Raw genomic sequence first — 16716 nt, 5'->3', positions numbered from 1 at the left:
GTTCCGCTCCGGTCCGTGCGTCGCGCCACCCTCGGGCGAACTTGTTCGTGACGAACATGTTCGTTACGGTGAGGGTGTCGCAGAGGCACCGCAGGCACGCACTTCAGGAGGCACCCATGAACACCCATGTCCCCGTCGCGATCATCGGCGCAGGGCTCGGCGGCCTCACCGCCGCCCGCGTCCTGCACGTCAACGGCATCGAGGCGGCCGTCTTCGACCTGGAGGCCTCGGCACAGGCCCGCACCCAGGGCGGCATGCTCGACATCCACGAGGAGAGCGGGCAGGAGGCGCTGCGTGCCGCCGGCCTCTTCGAGGGCTTCCGCGGGATCATCCACGAGGGCGGTGAGGCCATGCGCCTGCTCGGCCCGGACGGCACCGTCCACGTGGAGGAGAACGGCGGCGCCGGCCACGGCCGCCCGGAGGTGGACCGGGGAGACCTCCGCGCGCTCCTGCTCGGTTCGCTTCCCGACGGCACCGTCCGCTGGGGCAGGAAGGTCACCGGCACCCGCACGCTGGACGGCGGACGCCACGAGGTGACCTTCGCCGACGACTCGACCGTCACCACCGACCTCCTCATCGGCGCCGACGGGGCCTGGTCGCGGGTGCGGCCGCTGGTCTCCGACGCCGAGCCCGCCTACACCGGCATCTCCTTCGTCGAGACCGACCTGCAGGAAGCGGATGTCCGACACCCCCGCAGCGCCGCGGTCGTCGGCCGCGGCTCCCTCTTCTGCCTCGGCGGCCCGCAGGCCTTCCTCGCGCACCGGGAGAGCGACGGCAGCCTGCACGTCTACACGGCGCTCAGGGCCGACGAGGGCTGGCTGGACACCGTCGACTTCGGCGACACCGCCAAGGCCAAGGCCACCGTCCTCGGCCGCTTCGAAGGCTGGGACGAGGGCCTGCGCGGACTCGTGGCCGACGCCGACGGTGAGCTGGTACCGCGTCTGATCCACGCCCTGCCGGTCGGACACCGCTGGCCCCGCGTCCCGGGGGTGACGCTGCTGGGCGACGCGGCGCACCTGATGTCACCCTTCGCCGGCGAGGGCGCCAACCTGGCCATGCTCGACGGGGCCGAGCTCGGTCTGGCGATCGCCGCCCACCCCGGCGACATCGAGGCGGCGCTGGCCGCGTACGAAGAGGCCCTGTTCCCGCGCGGCACGGCGTCCGCCGCCGAATCCGCCGCCCATCTGGAGACCATGTTCGGCGAGCACGGGCTGGAGCGCATGGTCGAGTTCTTCACCGCCGGACCCGGCGGATCCGGCGCCGCATAGGGGGGTGCCGAGTTCCCGGAGGGGCCCCGGGAGTCATGGACGGGCCGCCACGGGGAAGCCGACGGGCATGGACGCAACGACAACGACGCGCGCACGGCGCCTGGTTGCCCTGCTGGCGGTGGCCCCTCTGGTTGCTGCGTGCGGTGGGGGCTCCGGCGGGAGCGACGGCGACGACGGCTCATGGGCGGCCGGGGCGCGGCCGGTCGTGCCCCGCGGCGCCGACCTCGTGATCAGCACCGACAACGGGGTACGGCTGCGGCCGGCCGACGGTGACCGGGTCGGTGTCGGGGGACATGTCCGGCACGCGTGGTCACACCGGGACGGCACCTGGGTCCTCGACCTGTCGTGCCCGACGCGGGACGGGAACGGCGCCGGGGACGATGCCGAGGACGGGAGCGGCGACGAAGAGGGCCGGGAGTGTTCCCGTATGCCCGAGGTCGACGTACCGGACGGCACGTCCGTCACGGTCTCCGCGCGCAACGCGGGCATCGACGTGGCCGGGGTCTTTGCGGCACTCGACCTCACGACCGTCAACGGCGACGTGACCGTGACCAGGTCGGGCCGAAAGGACGCGGCCGTCCGGCTGGAGACCCGCAACGGATCCGTGCGCGCGGGCACCCTGCGCGCGGGCGAACTGCACGCCGAGACGGTGAACGGCGATGTGACGCTCGGCTGTGCCACCCCGCCGGACGGCGTCGGCGCCGTCTCCACCAACGGCTCGGTCCGGGTCACCGTGCCGCACGACGCGCCCGCCTACCGGATCGCGGCGACCACCGACAACGGCCGCCCGACGGTCACCGTCCCCACCGGCGGAAAGGACGACCGCAGCATGACGCTCACCACCGTCAACGGTGACGTCACGGCCGGGGTGGAGTAGGCACGTACCGCTCCCGGCGGGTTCACGGCCCGACCGTCAGGGGCGCCGCACTCGTCCTGTCCGACGACGGTCCGGTCTCCAGCAGGATCTCGCCCGCCTCCACGCCCGAGGTGAGGTCGCGCGTCACCGAGGCGAGCGTGTCCGCGTCGATGCCGAACACGGCCTCGGCGGTCTCACCCGGCCGCAGCGGAACACACGTGAACCCGCGCAGTTCCCGCGTCCTGGGCCACGACGAACCGCCCGACAACCGCCGCACGTACAACTGCACGGTCTCGGACACCGGCCGCTCTCCCGTGTTAGTGACGGAGACCGTACAGGTCAGGGTGGGTGCCTGCGCGGACACGGACGTACGCGACAGCCGCGGTGGGCCGTAGGCCACGGTCGTGTACGACAGCCCGTGGCCGAACGGGTGGCGGGCGGACGCCGGTTGGTCCACATAACCCCGGTAGCCGTGGTCCTTGCCGTTGTAGAAGACGGGCAGGTGCGCCGCCGAGCGCGGGACCGAGACGGGCAGGCGCCCCCGCGGTTCGGCCCGGCCGAAGAGGACGTCGGCGACCGCCCGGCCGCCCCACGGCCCCGGGTACCACGCGCTCAGCACGGCCCCCGCCGTACCGGAGAGGTCCGGCAGGGCGTGCGGGCGCCCCTGGACCAGGACCACGACGACCGGTGTGCCGGTAGCGGCCACCGCCTCGATCAGCCGCAACTGACCGGTCGGCAGCGTCAGTTCGGCCAGATCGACGCCCTCGCCGCAGGTCATGCCGCTCGGCGTGGCCGAACCGACCCGCGCCGCGCCGTTGTCGTCGAACGCCGTGGAGCCGTCACGAGCGCTGGAACCGCCCAGCACCAGCACGGCCACCTGCGCCCCGGCGGCCAGGGCGACCGCTTCGGGGATGCCGGAGAGATCGTCGCCGGTCGGCGCGCACCCGGCGGCATGGGTGACCTCGACGCCCTCGGGCGCGGCCGCGCGGATGCCCGCGAGGACGGTGACGCCGGTCCCGGGCCGCTGGGGCGCGGTGTAGTCGCCGATCTGGTGCGGTACGGAGTCGGCGTTGGGCCCCAGTACGGCGATCCGCCGGGTGGAAGGCGTCAACGGCAGGGTCCGTCCGTCGTGTTCGAGCAGGACGACACAGGCCCTGGCGATCCGCTCGCTCAGGTCCCTCACCGGGAAGGGCGGTTCGTGGACGGGGCGCCCGGACGCGTACGGCTGCTCGAAGAGGCCGAGGCGGAACTTGAGCGTGAGGACCCGGGCGACCGCGGTGTCGAGCGTCGCCTCGGGAACGAGTCCACGGGTGACGGCCTCGGCCAGCCGGGCGTAGGAGGCGTCCCACAGGCTCAGGTCGCAGCCCGCCGCCAGGGCCGTGGCGCCCGCGGCCACCGGGTCGCCGGTGAGGCGGACCAGGCGGTCGACGGCGCCGCCGTCCGCCATGACGATCCCGTCGTGACCCCACCGCTCGCGCAGGAGCCCGGTCAGCAGGGACCGGTCGGCGACACAGGGCAGGCCGTCCAGTTCGTTGTACGCGGCCATCACGCCGGCCGCGCCGGCCCGGACGCCCGCGCGCGCCGCCGCGAGGTGGATCTCGTGCAGTTCCCGCGGCCCGAGTTCGGTGGCCGCGCTGTTGCGTCCGCCGACCGTCGCCCCCTGCCCGGCGAAGTGCTTGAGGACGACCGCGGTGTCCGCCCTGCGCATACCGCGCACCAGCGCCTCGGTGAACCGGGCCGCCAGGTACGGATCCTCGCCGAAGCACTCCTCGGCGCGGCCCCAGCGCGGGTCGCGCACCAGGTCGAGGGCCGACACGAGCGCCACATGGCCCCCACGCGACCGCAGTTCGGCGCCCGCCGCCTCGGCGGCGGCCTCGTACAGGCCGGGGTCCCAGGTGGCGCCCACGGCGAGGTTCACCGGCAGGACGGTGCCGTCCAGGGCCTGGTGGCCGTGCGGCACCTCCTCCACGAACAGCACCGGCACCCCCAGGCGGGTGTTCTCCACGACGTACCGCTGCACGTCGTCCGAGACCCGGGCGCCGTCGGCCGCCGTGATGCCGTCCGCGAAACCCACGCCGGACCAGGGGTCGGCGCGCTGGAGCCCGTAGAGGGCGCCCATGCCGTCATGGGCGGCGACCTCGGCACGGAAGGCCTCGGTGAGCCGGTGCCCACCGGACGGCGTCCGCCCGTCATGCCCCTCGGGCGTCCGCTCGTACGCGTCCCAGCCGTACAGGCGCTGGTTGACCTGGCCGACCTTCTCCCGCAGGGTCATGCGGCCCAGCAGGTCGCGCACCCGGGCCCCGGCCGGCGCGTCCGGGTCCCGGTAGAGGGGCCGGGTCATGTCAGCTCCAGGACGACGACCCCGTACGGGGCGAGCCGTACGTCGGTGACCTGCTCACCGGTGGACATGTCGTGCAGGGTGCCGGCCGCCCGCGGGCGTACGGTCAGCTCCTCGGCGCACTGGCTGACCAGCCACACGAAGCGCCGCCCGTCCTCGTGCACGAGCAGGTCGGCGCCCACGTACGGGCTGTCCACGGTGACCGGGCGGACGGCGCCGGCGACGTCCGCGAGCGCCGCGTACAGACGGTGGGTCTGCTCGGGGTTGACGTGCGCGGTGCGGGCGGCCATGTGCTCCAGCGGGTAGGTCGCGAGGACGGTCCGCCCCCGTCCCGTCTCGCGCACCAGCAGGGCCGGCCGGCCGTGCCCGTCCACGGCGACCACCCGGGCGTCGCGCGGGACGACCGGCAGATAGGCGCGGCTGTCCTCGTTGCCCGCCACCGGGAAGGTGAGGGTCTCGCCCGCCGTGAGCGGCCCGAAGTCCTGCGTGAACGTCATCTCCAGCACGTCGTCGGTCACCGGCTCGGCGACCCCGTACGACAGTTGCAGTTCGACCCCGAAGAGTCCGTCGAGGTCGTCGAACCACGGCCCGCGCGTGCCGGGGTGCTCACCGGAGCAGAACGACAGGTAGACCGTCGCCCCCTCCTGCGCCCGGCGGGCCAGTTCACGCCGGGTACGGGTGGTCAGCTGCCGGGTGGCGGGCAGCAGGTAGAGCTTGGCACGGCCGGGCAGGCCGTCGGCCTCGCGGACCAGTCCGGCCGGCAGGTCGGCGGCGCGCGCGGCGACGTACGCCTGGTGCAGCGAGGTGAAGATCAGCGGCCGGTCGGCGGGCCTGCTGTACGGGTATCCGCGCTCCAGGAACGAGGGCACGACCAGGGCGGCGTCGGTGTCGGCCCGCCTGCAGCGGGCGAAGTCCACCGCTTCCAACACGTCGGCGAACGCGGCGAGTTCGAGCAGCGGAGCCTTCGGCGCGCCCTCGCTGTCCGTGATGCCGAAGTGCATCTCGAAGGGGTGGTGGTCGTACGGCGAGCGGTCCCACAGGCCGTCGTAGTCGGTGTTGTTCCAGGCGATCCAGCCCGTGGCACCGCCGAGCAGGCTGTTGTGCAGGGTCTGGCGGTAGTAGATCCCGGCGTTCTCGGCGGACACGGTGTCGGTGGAGAGCCCGAACTCCTCCAGTACGACGGGCTGTTCCGTCACCGATGCCAGCTCGCACTCGAAGGCGGCCCGGTGGTGCTGGCGGGGCCGGTCGGTGTCCGAGCGGTAGACGTGCGGGCCGACGAAGTCGACGTACTCGGCGGTGTCGCGCAGCGAGAAGCCGTTGTCGCGGCCGGTCACCTCGATGCCCCAGGCGCCGTCCCCGAGGGAGACGGGCTGGGTGCCGCCCGCCGCCCGTACGGCGTTGCACATGGCCTGCGCCCAGGCCGTGACGACGTCGGACGAGGGCGGGTTCTCCTGGTAGACACGGCCGTAGCCCGGCATCTCGTTGGTGACGAGCCAGCCGGTGACCGCGGGGTGGTCCTTGAAGCGGCGGGTCATCTGCGAGGCGAACCACGCCTGGCGGCCGACCATCCACACGTCCTCGTACAGGTCCCGTCCGCCGCGCCAGACGGGGTCCCAGTTCTCGCCGGACATGTGGCCGACGATGAAGGTCGGCACGGTGCCCATGCCCGCCTCGGTGTGCGCGTCCAGGAAGTCCGCGAAGCGTTCGCACAGGACCTCGTCGACGCGGTGCGGCTCGGGGTGGAAGTCGGGCCAGTAGAAGAAGGAGCGCGTCATGGTCAGGCCGTGCTCGCGCAGCACCCCGAGTTCCTCGCGGACCGTCTTCGGGTCGTAGTCGCGCCACATCAGGGGACCGCCGGTGCGGGACCAGAAGTTGGCGCCGAGCCAGGGCAGTACGGCGGAGTCGTGGGTCAGGTGGGCGCTGTGGCGTCGCATGGTCCTTCTCGGATCGATCGGGTTCTACGGGCGCGGGTGCGAGTACGGGTACGGGTACGAACGCGGGTCGGCGACGGGGCGGGAGCGGGGACGGGGGAGCGGTCAGCGGGGCACGGGGCCCGTGGACTCGCGGACGACCAGACGGGGCCGGTCGTCGAGCCGTTCGGCCTCGACGTCCTCGCCGCAGCGGGCGAGCAGGACCCGCGCGGCGGCGGCGCCGACGCGTTGCACCTGCTGGTCGACGGTGGTCAGCCGCGGGTGGAGCCAGCGACCCAGGGGCAGATCGTCGTAGCCGACGACCGAGAGGTCGCGCGGGACGCGCAGGCCGGCGCGCTGCGCGGCTCCCATGCCGCACACCGCCATGGAGTCGTTGGCGTAGACGACGGCCGTGGGGCGGTCGGCGGTGGCCAGCAGCGCGTCGGTCGCGGCGACCGCCGACACCTGCGAGAAGTCGGTGTGCAGCACGGCGACCGGCCGTACGCCCGCGGCACGCAGGGCCGAGTCGAAGGCACCGAGCCGCAGCCGGGTGTGCTGCAGCTCCTCGGGACCCGCCACGTAGGCGATGCGCCGGTGGCCGAGCCGAAGCAGGTGGGCGACGACCTCCTCGACGCCGGCCCCCTGCTGCCCCAGGCCGACCCTCGGCACGGCCGCCGCACGGTCGGGGGCGCCGAGCAGCACCGCGGGCAGGCCGAGCCGGGTCAGCAGCGCGGGCCGGGGGTCGTCGGCGCGCGCGTCGGTGAGCACCGCGCCGTCCACCCTGCCCTCGGCGGCGAGCCGCTCGTACAGGACGTTCTCCTCCTGCGCCCCCGCGACCAGGTGCAGCAGCAACCCGTAACCCCGCGGGGCGAGTTCGCCCTCTATACCGGTGATCAGCTCGCTGAAGTGCGGGTCCGCGCCCAGGACGTCGGTGGGGCGCCGCACGACCAGGGCGAGCGTACGGGTGCGGGCGCTGCGCAGCGCGGCGGCCGGCGCGCTCGGCGACCAGCCCAGTTCCAGCGCGGTGTCGAGGATGCGGCGGCGGGTCGCCGAGGACAGCCGGCCCTTGTCGTTGAAGGCCTGGGACACGGCCGCGGTCGACACACCGGCGGCCGCCGCGACGGCCTTGATGGTGGGACGCCTGCTGCCGGGCCTCCCCGGGGCGCCGGGCCCGTCGGTCGGCGTGCTCACATCTTCACCGCCCCGCTGACGAGCGCCTGCTGCATGCGCTTCTGCAGCAGCGTGTAGACGACCCACACCGGTACGAGCGTGAGGACCGTGCCGGCGGTCAGGACACCGTAGTCGGTGCCGGTGATCGACTTCAGGGTGGGCAGGGCGACCTGGACCGTGCGCTGCGCCGGGTCGGGCCCGATGATCACCAGCGAGTACAGGTACTCGTTCCAGAAGGTGAGGAAGTTCAGCAGCAGGACGGTCGCGATGCCGGGCATGCACATCGGGACGTAGACGTGCCGCAGGACCGCGAACGTGGAGGCGCCGTCCATCCGGGCGGCCTCCTCCATCTCCTTCGGGATGGTCCGCATGAACTGCATCAGGATCACCACGGACAGCGGCATCGCGGTCGCGGGCAGGAACAGCACCATGAACGTACGGGTGTGGAACAGCCCGGTCGCCGCGGCCAGCAGGAACGTCGGGAAGAGCGCCGCGAAGGTGGGGACGAGGAAGCCGAGCGAGAAGACCTTCTCCACGGCCGACGCGAGCCGGCCGGTGGACCGGGCGAGGGCGAACGCCGCGGGCAGCGCGAGCCCCAGGGTCAGCACGAGCGCGAGGACCGTCACCAGCGTCGAGTTCACGACGGCGAGCCCGAGGTCGGCGCTGTCGAAGGCGGTGCGGAAATTGCCGAACCCGAACGAGGTGGGCAGGGCGAAGGGGTGCGCGAAGATCTCGTCGTTCGTCTTGAAGGCCGAGGCGAGGAAGTAGTACAGCGGCACGATCAGCAGGACCGCGTAGGACCACACCAGGACGTGCGCGGGCAGCCAGCGCTTGCCGAGCTTCATGGTGAGCGGCTCCGATCAGTAGTTCTGGCGGAATGCGCGGCGGATGGTGAGCAGTCCGGCGAGCCCGGCGAGGAAGAGGACGACGCCGACGGTCTGGCTGTAGCCCAGGTCGGCCGCGATGAACGCCTTCTGGTAGACGAGGAACGACAGGGTGGTGGACGAACTGCCCGGTCCGCCCTGGGTGAGCAGCAGGACGTGCTGGGCGGACCCGAAGAGCGTCCACAGGAACTGGAGCATCGTCACGACGCCGACGTAGTCGCGGATGACGGGGAAGTGGACGAGCCACATCGTGCGCCAGTGCCCGGCGCCGTCGAGCTGCGCGGCCTCGCCGAGTTCCTCGGGCACACTGCCGAGCCGGGCCGCGAACAGCACGGCGGTGAAGCCGATCCCGGCCCACACGTCGAGCGCGATCAGACAGGCCAGGGCGGTGGACGGCGAGGCGAGCCAGGCGTCGGTGAGCGAGCCGAGGCCGACGGACTCCAGGGCGCCGTTGGCGAGGCCGTCCGGGGACAGGGCGGCGTAGAAGACCATGGCCTTCGCCGGGGTCGAGATGAGCCCCGGGATGAAGAGCAGGTAGCGGATCACCCGGTGCCCCGGCGGCTTCTGCGCCACGTAGTAGCCCAGCATGTAGGCGCACACGATCATGACCGGCAGGGCGACGGCGAGCTGGACGGCGGTGTTGCGCACCGCGTCCCAGAAGACCGGGTCGTCCATGACCGTACGCACGTTGCCGAGGCCGGCGAACGACACCGGCTGCAGCATGCCCGGCCAGTGCAGGACGGCGACCACGAAGATCGCGACCAGCGGCCCGACCATGAAGACCAGGTACCAGATCAGGGCCGGCACGGCGAGGACGGTGCCGCCCTGCCGGGGCGGGCGCCGGCCGGCGGTGGCGGACGGCGGGCCGGGGCGGCGGACCGTGGTGTCGCCCGGTGTGGGCGTCAACGTCGTCATGCGGTGACTCCGATGGACTGGGGCGCGGGACGCGGGGGAGGGGGCGGCGACAGGTGCGGGGGCGGGGCCTGGGGTTTCACGCGGAGCGGTACGCGGCTTCGAGCGCGGCCCGCACCTTCGCCGCGCCGGTGCCGCGGGTGAAGGAGGTACTGGTCGCGGTGATGAGCGGCTGGGTCGCCGCGGGCGGCACGTACACGTCGGGCAGCAGGACCTGGCTCACGTCGTCCCCCAGCCGCTGGGCGGCCGCGACCAGCGGGAAGTCCGTACTGACCGTGTCGGAGCGCAGCGCCATGTCGCGGCCGCTCTCCCGGATGAACCGGGACACGGTGTCCGGGCGGTACATGAACCGCAGGAACTTCTCGACGGTGTCGATCTTCTTCGTGCCGTTCGGACTGATCCAGAAACCGATCAGGGTGTACGTCCGCAGGATCGTCGGGCGGTCGTGGGCGGCGCCCGGGGCGAGCGGCCAGCCGCCCACGTCCGTGTGGCGTGCGACCGGCCCGGGCACCTTCGCGAGCGCCGACGACATCGCCGACTGGATGGCGGCGGACCCGGTGTTGTACTGCGTGGTCATCAGGTCCGAGGTCAGACCCTGCGCCTTGTCGACGAACACCCCGGCGTCACGCAGCGCCACGAAGTACTCGATGCCCTCCTTCGCGCCCCTGCTCCCGCTGAAGTCGCCGGTGGAGTAGACGTGCCGCGCCTCGTCCTCGGTGAGGAAGGTCTGGATGATCTGGGCCAGGAGTTTCTGCCCGGTCCAGTCGTTGCCGCCGGTGGTGACGGGGCCGATGCCCTTGGCCCGCAGTCTGCGGGCCGCGGCGATCAGCTGGTCCCCGGTGACCGGGATCTCGTCCACGCCCGCCCTGTCGAGGAGCGAGCGGTTGTAGGCGACCGGCCAGTTGGTGGCGAAGTAGGGGAAGGCCCGCAGCCTCTTCCTGTCGTCGGTCCAGGCGTCCAGGGCCACCGGCAGGACGCGCTCGCGCAGCCCCCAGTCGTCCATGTACCCCTGCACGTCGACCGTGGCGCCGACATCGGTCCAGGCCAGGGTCTTGTCGTAGAGGTTGACCATGACGACGTCCGGCTCCTTGCGGGCCAGCCGGGAGGTCTCGTAGACCTGGGCGAGGTCGTCGCCGTTGACGAGGTTCCTGACCTTGAGCCCCGGGTTCTCCTTGCGGAAGCGGTCCAGGGAGGCCAGATAGGTGGGCGACCCGGGTGCGGTGGTGCCCAGCTGGCTGTGCACCACGAGTGTGTCGGGATCGGAGTCCGCCGCGGCCAGCGCGGAGCAGCCGGACAGAGCGGGCAGGGCGGTCGCGGCGGTGAGGCCGGAACCGGCGGCGAGGAAGCCGCGCCGAGTCAGCGGTGGGCGCACAGCGGGGTGTCTCCAACCATGGCGGTTAACGAGTGGTTAATCGATGTACCTGCGGAAGTGCGAGGACTTTAGGAGGGGTTCCGCGTGCGGTCAAGACCCGGAAGGGACCGGTCGAAGATCCTGGGCGGCTCCGAAGGGTCCCGGAAGGGCTCCGGGGCCTTACCTCAGCGGTGCTTTCTCCTGGTCCGTCCGGCCGTCCGGCCGGCCGTGCCGTCGGTCGCCGTCGGGATCCGGCAGTCCAGCCGCACCAGCGGCAGCAGGCCGCTCTCACCCTCTGGGGAGCCGCCGACACGAAGCCCCACTCGGTCCGGGTGGAGGTCGGGTACGGGGACCCCTGGGTGTGCCAGGAGCGGCCACCAGGCGGTCGCCGCTCCTGGCCCCGGCGCTGGCAACGTGGTCGGGGAGAGCGGACAGGTCGAGATCGGCTGTGGCGGCGGACGGGATCGCCGTCAGTGCCACGAGGGCCGTTCCGGCGGCCGGCAGTCTGTGTCTGCCGGGACGCATCAGGCGCACGGCGTTCTTGATCGGTCGATCGCGAAGCGGGCGGCTGGATCTCAGCCACTCGGTCACCGTCGCGGGAGCGGGTGACCGGGGTGCGCCCTTGACAGGGGCGCCCATCCGCGACGTACTTTCATTCCGCAACCGTCAGGAGCGGCCGACCGGCTGAGCGATCCGGCTCGGCGAAGCCGCAGCAACCACGCGTGGTGATCCACGGCGTCGGCGCCCGCCGACGCCAGGACCGATGGGAGTCACCTTGAGGGCGTCACACGGCGGGCCGGTCCGCAGCGCGGTCGCGCTGCCGGTCGGGACGAAGCGTCGGCACGTGGACCTGTGCCGGACGCACGCCGCGCTCTGTAGCTGACCCCTCGTTCCGGAACGGCCCCTCGTTCCGGCTTCCCCGCCCGGCAGGCCGCGTGCCTGTGTGCCCGGGTGCCCGCGTACCTGTGTGCCCGCGTACCTGTGCGCACGCGTGCCGCCGCAGCCCTCGCCCCGCCGGCCGTGTCCGATCCCGCCGTACCCGGACGACCGCGCACGGCCGGAGTTACCCGCCCTCCCCTGGACGCCACTCGTGACCTGTGACCTGTGATCCATGACCTGTGATCCATGACCTGTCACCCGTCACCCGGTGAGATTGGACGATTCGTGAGCGCAGAACGCCCCAGGACGCTGAAGACCGTGACCGGAGCAGGCGGCACGTCGGAGACCTACGACCTGGCGATCGACCCGACCCGATCCACCCTCGACACCGCCGTGGAAGTGGCGAAACTCGCCGAGGCCGCCAGGATCGACGCCCTGTTCACCGCCGATCTGCTCAGCTTCGACGCGCAGGGCCCCATCGGGTCGCAGGAGCCGCTGGTCTTCGTCTCGGCACTGAGCCAGGTGACGTCGCGGATCGGCCTGATCGCCACCATGTCGAGCACGTTCCAGCACCCGTTCAACCTGGCCCGGCTGTTCGGGACCCTCGACCACGTCAGCAACGGGCGGGCCGCCTGGAACCTGGTGACCTCCTCGATCGGCGAGGAGAACTTCGGACCGGGCGAACTGCCCGGCCCCGAGGAGCGTTACGCGCGTGCGGCGGAGACGCTGGAAGTGGTCAACGCGCTGTGGGACAGCTGGGAACCCGGTGCGCTGACCGTCGGCGCGGACGGGAAGGCGGTACTGCACCGCGACCGGGTGCATCCGATCGGCCACGCGGGCCGGTTCTTCACCGTGGCGGGCCCGCTGAACATCCCGCCGCTGCCGCAGCGCCGCCCGGTACAGATCCAGGCGGGGCAGTCCGAAGCGGGGGCGGCGCTGGGCGCCCGGTACGCCGAGATCGTCTTCACCTCACTGCCCACCCTCGACATCGCGAAGGACTTCACGCGCAGGATCCGCAGCCGGGCGGAGCGGTTGGGGCGGGCCGGCGGACTGCCCCTGATCTTCAGCTCGCTGCACGCCACGTACGGTGCCACCGAGGAGGAGGCGCAGCGGCTCGTACGGGAGAGGCGCGAGGCGATCGACTTCGAGCGGGGCCGCGCCCAGGTGGCGGACATGCTCGGTGGCGGGGTCGACCTGTCGGAGATCCCGCTCGACTCGAAGCTGCCGGAGAGCCTGCTGCCCGATGTCACCTCCGTGAACCGCCGTCGCGGCCGGGTCGAGATCTTCGCCGGGTACGCGCGACAGGGTTACACACTGCGTGAACTCGTCATCGCCGCCCAGGACACCGGACACTGGGCCGCGGCGGGCACGCCCGAGCAACTCGCCGACGCGGTCGAGGAACGGTTCCGCGCGGGTGTCCTCGACGTGATCACGCTGAGCGGCCTGGCGGACCCGCGCCAGCACGACTTCGCCGTGAACGGCCTGCTGCACGAGCTGCGCAAACGGAAGATCGTCGCGAACGACTACACGGGCACGACGCTGCGGGAGAACCTGGGCCTCGAACTGCCGGCGCGCGCCGCGGCGCCCGTCCAGGTCTGACCGGGCCGGGCCCGGCCAAGGTCGGGCCGACGGTGCTGCGGGCGGTACCCGTCGGCCCGCTTACGGGCGTGTCGGCCTGCTCGTCCGGCGGCAGGTGTCGGAGGCGCGCCGTCCCCGAAGGCGGGCTCGGGCCGGTCCGGAGCCCTGGCGCGAACGCGAACGCGAACGCGAACGCGAACGCGAACGCGGATGCGGATACGGCTCAGGGGAGGGGCCAGTTGCGCAGAGCGGCGTCGGCCAGCTCCTGGAGCTCATCGCGGCAGACACCGCTCGCGGCCTGCACGGCGATGCCGTAGCCGATGGTCGTGACGTAGCGGGCCAGCAGCCCCGCATCGGTGCCCGCGGGCAGGTCGCCGTCGTCGACGGCTCGCTGGAACCGCTCGCGGACGTGGGAGTAGCCGTCGTTGCGCCAGGCGACGAGGAGGTCGCGGATCTCCTGCCCGGAGTCGCTGGCGGTCAGGGCGCTCTGGACCCCCAGGCATCCCTGGGGGTCGGTCGGGCGGGTGGTGGTCCGCACGGTGCCGGCCAGGAGCGCGGTGGCGACCTCGAGGGCGGTCGGCTCTTCGAGGGCTCGGTCGAGGTACGCGCTCGGGCCTTCGCTGTAGCGCTCCAGAACCTTGCGGAACAGCTTCTCCTTGTTGCCGAACGCCGCGTACATGCTCGTGGTGGAGATGCCCATCGCGTTCGTCAGGTTGGCGGTGCTGGCTCCCTCGTAACCGTGCTTCCAGAAAACCAGCATGGCGCGCTCGAGGGCCTCCTCGGTGTCGAAGCCCCGCGGTCGGCCGATGGAGCCGCTCTGTCTCGTCTGCACCCGCCCAGCCTACCGCTTCTGCAGCGATCGCTGCAGAAGTGCTACCGTTCGACTTCCGTAGCGATCGCTACAGAATTCGAAGAGGGCGGAACCATCCATGGCAACCATGGGAATCACCGGCGCGGCCCCCTACCCCGGGGAAAGGTTCATCCCATGTCCGACAGTGATCTGAGCGCGTTCTACCTGCGCTACGTCGAGGCGCTCAACGCCCACGAGTTCGACGGTATGGACGAGTTCATCGACGACCGGACCACCCTGAACGGTGAGCCCGCCACCCGGGACGACCTCGTCTCGGTCCAGAAGCATGACGTGGACGCGGTTCCGGACCTCCACTGGGAGCTCAAGGAACTGCTCTTCGACGGTGACCGGCTGGCCGCGCGTCTGGTCAACACCGGTACTCCGGTGAAGGAGTGGCTCGGTGTGTCTCCCACCGGAGCCTCGTTCGAGATCGTCGAGTACGCCGTCTACCAGGTCCGCGACGGGCGGTTCGTGCACATGACCGCCCTGCACGACGCCGGCGAATTGCTCCGGCAGCTGGCCGGCTGACCGACCGGCCGGTTGACCGACCGAACGCCCCAGAGACATGCGGAACACCGCCGACGGCCCGCCCGGGCCACCTGATGCGCAAGGACACACAATGACCATCACACTGATCACCGGAGCCAACAAAGGCATCGGCTTCGAGACGGCCGCACAGCTTCTGGCGTCGGGCCATGTCGTCTACATCGGCGCGCGTGACGTCGAGCGGGGTGAGAAGGCCGCGGCGGCACTCGGCGCACGGTTCGTGCAGCTCGACGTGACCGACGACGCCTCGGTGGGCCGAGCACTGGCGACGATAGATGCGGCCGAGGGGCGGCTCGACGTCCTGGTGAACAACGCGGGCGTCCTCGGGGCCGGAATCACCGACGGCCCCACGGCACTTCGGGCTTTCGACACCAACGCGGTGGGAATCGTACGGGTCACGGAGGCGGCACTTCCCCTCCTGCGCAGATCGTCGAACCCGACCGTGGTCAACGTTTCGAGCAGTGCCGGATCGTTCTGGGCCGTGACGAATCCGGACCGGCCTGAATTCGGTCTGCCGTTGGCGCTCTATTCCGCCTCGAAGGCGGCGGCCACCATGCTCACGGTCCACTATGCCAAGTCCCAGCCGGGCATCAAGTTCAACGCGGTCGAGCCCGGCACCACCGCGACCGACATGACCGCGGCGTTCGGAATCGGCAGGACGCCGCAGGAGAGTGCCGCGGTCGTCGTGCGCTTCGCGACTCTCGGCGCGGACGGCCCGACGGGAACGTTCCAGGACGAGAACGGGGAAGTGCCCTGGTAGAAGCGGTGCGGGGATGAGCACGAGTGAGGGGCAACCCAGGGGGCCGCCCCTCAGCCGTCCGGGACAGGGGCGCGGTGACACCGCCCTGGACGGCGACGACCACGACTGCGGCCCCGCGGTCGGGGCCGGCCTACCTGGCCGCCTACCCGGCCGCCTGCGCGGCCGGGCCGGACCGCCTCCGACGGGCAGGAGGCGGTCCGGCCCTCACGACGACTCGCGCACCACCAGCTCGGTGGGCAGGACCACATGGCGGCGTGGTTGCTCCGGGTCGCCGATCTCCTCCAGGAGGATGTGCGCGATCGTGTTGCCGATCTCCTCGACCGGCTGGCGCACGCTGGTGAGGGACGGGTTGGTGTGGCGGGCGATGATGGAGTCGTCGAATCCGACCACCGCCACCTCGTCCGGAACGCGGCGCCCCTGCCTGCGCAGCTCCAGCAGCGCCCCCGCCGCCATCACGTCCGAGGCCACGAACACGGCGTCCAGTGACGGGACTTGTTCAAGGAGTGAACGCATCGCGGCCGCGCCGCCCTCCTCGGTGAAGTCGCCCGAGGCGGCCAGGTGCTCCGGCGCCTCGTGGCCCGCCTTCTCGAGGGCCTCGCGCCATCCCTGGAGCCGGCTGCGCGTCACGTCCATGTCGAGGGGGCCGCTGATCGTGGCGATGGTGCGTCGCCCCCGCTCGAGCAGATGGGCGACGGCCGCCTCGGCCCCGCCCGCGTTGTCGGAGTGCACGTGGCTGAGCGACTCGTCGGGGGAGCGGCGCCCGGCGAGCACCGTGGGCAGCCCCATGTCCTCCAGCAGCCCCGGCAGCGGGTCGTGCTCGTGCACCGAGACCAGGAGCACCCCGTCGACCCGCCGTTCCGCCACCGACTCGGTCAACTGGTCCCGCTCCAACTGGTCGCGTACCAGGACCAGTTGGAGCTGTGTCCGGGTCTTCGCGAGCGCGGTGCTGACCCCGCGGATGACGGCCGAGAAGTAGGGTTCGGAGCCCAGCCTGCTCTCCGACTCGGGGATCACCAGGGCCACGGAGTTGGTCCTGCTCGTCACCAGGCCCCGGGCGACCGAGTTCGGGACGTAGTTCAGTTCCTCGATCGCGGCGAGCACGGCGGTCCTGGCCTTGTCGCTGACGAGCTCCGAGCCGTTGATGACTCGTGAAACCGTGGTGCGCCCGACGCCGGCGCGCGCGGCCACGGTCTTGATGGTCGGGCGCTGTCTGCCTCCCATGCCGCCTCCTCGCTCGCGCGGTGTCCGAGCCGCTGTCACCTGCGCATTGTGCCAGACCCGTGGGAGGCCGGCGGGGGCCGTCCCGCGGGTCCGCGGACGACGGGGCGCCACGGGCGCGACATCTTTCGGCAACGAAGTCGTTTCAACTTCTTGACAGGACCCTTTTGCGGCGGCCAGGCTTCGGGCCTCTGAG

13 protein-coding genes are annotated in these 16716 nt (G+C 72.1%); 5 read left to right on the top strand and 8 right to left on the bottom strand.

What is annotated here, in order from left to right; translation table 11 throughout:
- Nucleotides 1–116: 116 nt before the first annotated feature.
- Nucleotides 117–1268 (top strand): NAD(P)/FAD-dependent oxidoreductase, encoded by a 1152-nt coding sequence (locus QFZ75_RS01170; RefSeq protein ID WP_307533358.1) that lies wholly within the window; start codon nucleotides 117–119, stop codon nucleotides 1266–1268.
- A 67-nt stretch (nucleotides 1269–1335) separates the two neighbouring features.
- Nucleotides 1336–2145, top strand: coding sequence for a DUF4097 family beta strand repeat-containing protein (locus QFZ75_RS01165; protein WP_307533357.1), 810 nt, complete (start codon nucleotides 1336–1338; stop codon nucleotides 2143–2145).
- A 22-nt stretch (nucleotides 2146–2167) separates the two neighbouring features.
- Here the strand turns inward: QFZ75_RS01165 and QFZ75_RS01160 are convergent, their stop codons facing one another.
- The 6 genes from QFZ75_RS01160 to QFZ75_RS01135 all read right to left on the bottom strand — a co-directional run bounded on the left by QFZ75_RS01160 (nucleotide 2168) and on the right by QFZ75_RS01135 (nucleotide 10710).
- Complete coding sequence (locus tag QFZ75_RS01160) at nucleotides 2168–4465, bottom strand: glycoside hydrolase family 3 N-terminal domain-containing protein (RefSeq protein WP_307533356.1); 2298 nt, start codon at nucleotides 4463–4465, stop codon at nucleotides 2168–2170.
- Nucleotides 4462–6396: a cellulase family glycosylhydrolase gene (locus tag QFZ75_RS01155; protein WP_307533355.1), complete on the bottom strand. Its 1935-nt coding sequence runs from the start codon at nucleotides 6394–6396 to the stop codon at nucleotides 4462–4464. The genes QFZ75_RS01160 and QFZ75_RS01155 overlap by 4 nt, the downstream gene beginning before the upstream one ends.
- A 102-nt stretch (nucleotides 6397–6498) precedes the next feature.
- On the bottom strand, nucleotides 6499–7563 hold the full coding sequence (locus tag QFZ75_RS01150) for a LacI family DNA-binding transcriptional regulator (RefSeq protein ID WP_307533354.1): 1065 nt from the start codon (nucleotides 7561–7563) through the stop codon (nucleotides 6499–6501).
- The gene (locus tag QFZ75_RS01145; RefSeq protein ID WP_307533353.1) at nucleotides 7560–8387 is read right to left on the bottom strand and encodes a carbohydrate ABC transporter permease; all 828 of its coding nucleotides are present in this window, start codon (nucleotides 8385–8387) and stop codon (nucleotides 7560–7562) included. Before QFZ75_RS01145 ends, QFZ75_RS01150 begins: the two co-directional genes overlap by 4 nt.
- Nucleotides 8388–8402: 15 nt before the next feature.
- Nucleotides 8403–9341 carry a carbohydrate ABC transporter permease gene (locus QFZ75_RS01140; RefSeq protein ID WP_307533352.1) on the bottom strand — a complete coding sequence of 313 codons (939 nt, stop codon included), beginning with the start codon at nucleotides 9339–9341 and terminating at the stop codon, nucleotides 8403–8405.
- 76 nt (nucleotides 9342–9417) lie between these two features.
- Nucleotides 9418–10710 (bottom strand): ABC transporter substrate-binding protein, encoded by a 1293-nt coding sequence (locus QFZ75_RS01135; protein WP_307533351.1) that lies wholly within the window; start codon nucleotides 10708–10710, stop codon nucleotides 9418–9420.
- Nucleotides 10711–11853: 1143 nt separating this feature from the next.
- Between QFZ75_RS01135 and QFZ75_RS01130 the strand changes: the two genes are divergently transcribed.
- Nucleotides 11854–13167, top strand: coding sequence for an NtaA/DmoA family FMN-dependent monooxygenase (locus QFZ75_RS01130; protein WP_307533350.1), 1314 nt, complete (start codon nucleotides 11854–11856; stop codon nucleotides 13165–13167).
- A 202-nt stretch (nucleotides 13168–13369) separates the two neighbouring features.
- Here QFZ75_RS01130 and QFZ75_RS01125 read toward each other — a convergent pair whose 3' ends face one another.
- Nucleotides 13370–13978 carry a TetR/AcrR family transcriptional regulator gene (locus QFZ75_RS01125; protein ID WP_307533349.1) on the bottom strand — a complete coding sequence of 203 codons (609 nt, stop codon included), beginning with the start codon at nucleotides 13976–13978 and terminating at the stop codon, nucleotides 13370–13372.
- A gap of 153 nt (nucleotides 13979–14131) precedes the next feature.
- Here QFZ75_RS01125 and QFZ75_RS01120 point away from each other — a divergent pair, with 153 nt between their 5' ends.
- Both QFZ75_RS01120 and QFZ75_RS01115 read left to right on the top strand, forming a co-directional pair.
- Entirely contained in the window at nucleotides 14132–14524 is a 393-nt protein-coding gene (locus tag QFZ75_RS01120) for an ester cyclase (protein ID WP_307533348.1), read from the top strand.
- Nucleotides 14525–14615: 91 nt separating this feature from the next.
- Complete coding sequence (locus QFZ75_RS01115) at nucleotides 14616–15302, top strand: SDR family NAD(P)-dependent oxidoreductase (RefSeq protein WP_307533347.1); 687 nt, start codon at nucleotides 14616–14618, stop codon at nucleotides 15300–15302.
- A 204-nt stretch (nucleotides 15303–15506) separates the two neighbouring features.
- Here QFZ75_RS01115 and QFZ75_RS01110 read toward each other — a convergent pair whose 3' ends face one another.
- The gene (locus QFZ75_RS01110; protein ID WP_307533346.1) at nucleotides 15507–16523 is read right to left on the bottom strand and encodes a LacI family DNA-binding transcriptional regulator; all 1017 of its coding nucleotides are present in this window, start codon (nucleotides 16521–16523) and stop codon (nucleotides 15507–15509) included.
- Nucleotides 16524–16716 lie beyond the last annotated feature (193 nt).

Origin of the sequence: Streptomyces sp. V3I8 (assembly GCF_030817535.1) — a bacterium.
In the GTDB taxonomy this organism is placed as follows: Bacteria; Actinomycetota; Actinomycetes; order Streptomycetales; family Streptomycetaceae; genus Streptomyces.
This window is presented reverse-complemented; position numbering and strand designations above follow the sequence as displayed.

Coding starts and splice junctions, on each gene's coding strand:
- QFZ75_RS01170 (WP_307533358.1), top strand. CDS start 117: ATGAACACCCATGTCCCCGTCGCGATCATCGGCGCAGGGCTCGGCGGC.
- QFZ75_RS01165 (WP_307533357.1), top strand. CDS start 1,336: ATGGACGCAACGACAACGACGCGCGCACGGCGCCTGGTTGCCCTGCTG.
- QFZ75_RS01160 (WP_307533356.1), bottom strand. CDS start 4,465: ATGACCCGGCCCCTCTACCGGGACCCGGACGCGCCGGCCGGGGCCCGG.
- QFZ75_RS01155 (WP_307533355.1), bottom strand. CDS start 6,396: ATGCGACGCCACAGCGCCCACCTGACCCACGACTCCGCCGTACTGCCC.
- QFZ75_RS01145 (WP_307533353.1), bottom strand. CDS start 8,387: ATGAAGCTCGGCAAGCGCTGGCTGCCCGCGCACGTCCTGGTGTGGTCC.
- QFZ75_RS01140 (WP_307533352.1), bottom strand. CDS start 9,341: ATGACGACGTTGACGCCCACACCGGGCGACACCACGGTCCGCCGCCCC.
- QFZ75_RS01120 (WP_307533348.1), top strand. CDS start 14,132: ATGTCCGACAGTGATCTGAGCGCGTTCTACCTGCGCTACGTCGAGGCG.
- QFZ75_RS01115 (WP_307533347.1), top strand. CDS start 14,616: ATGACCATCACACTGATCACCGGAGCCAACAAAGGCATCGGCTTCGAG.
- QFZ75_RS01110 (WP_307533346.1), bottom strand. CDS start 16,523: ATGGGAGGCAGACAGCGCCCGACCATCAAGACCGTGGCCGCGCGCGCC.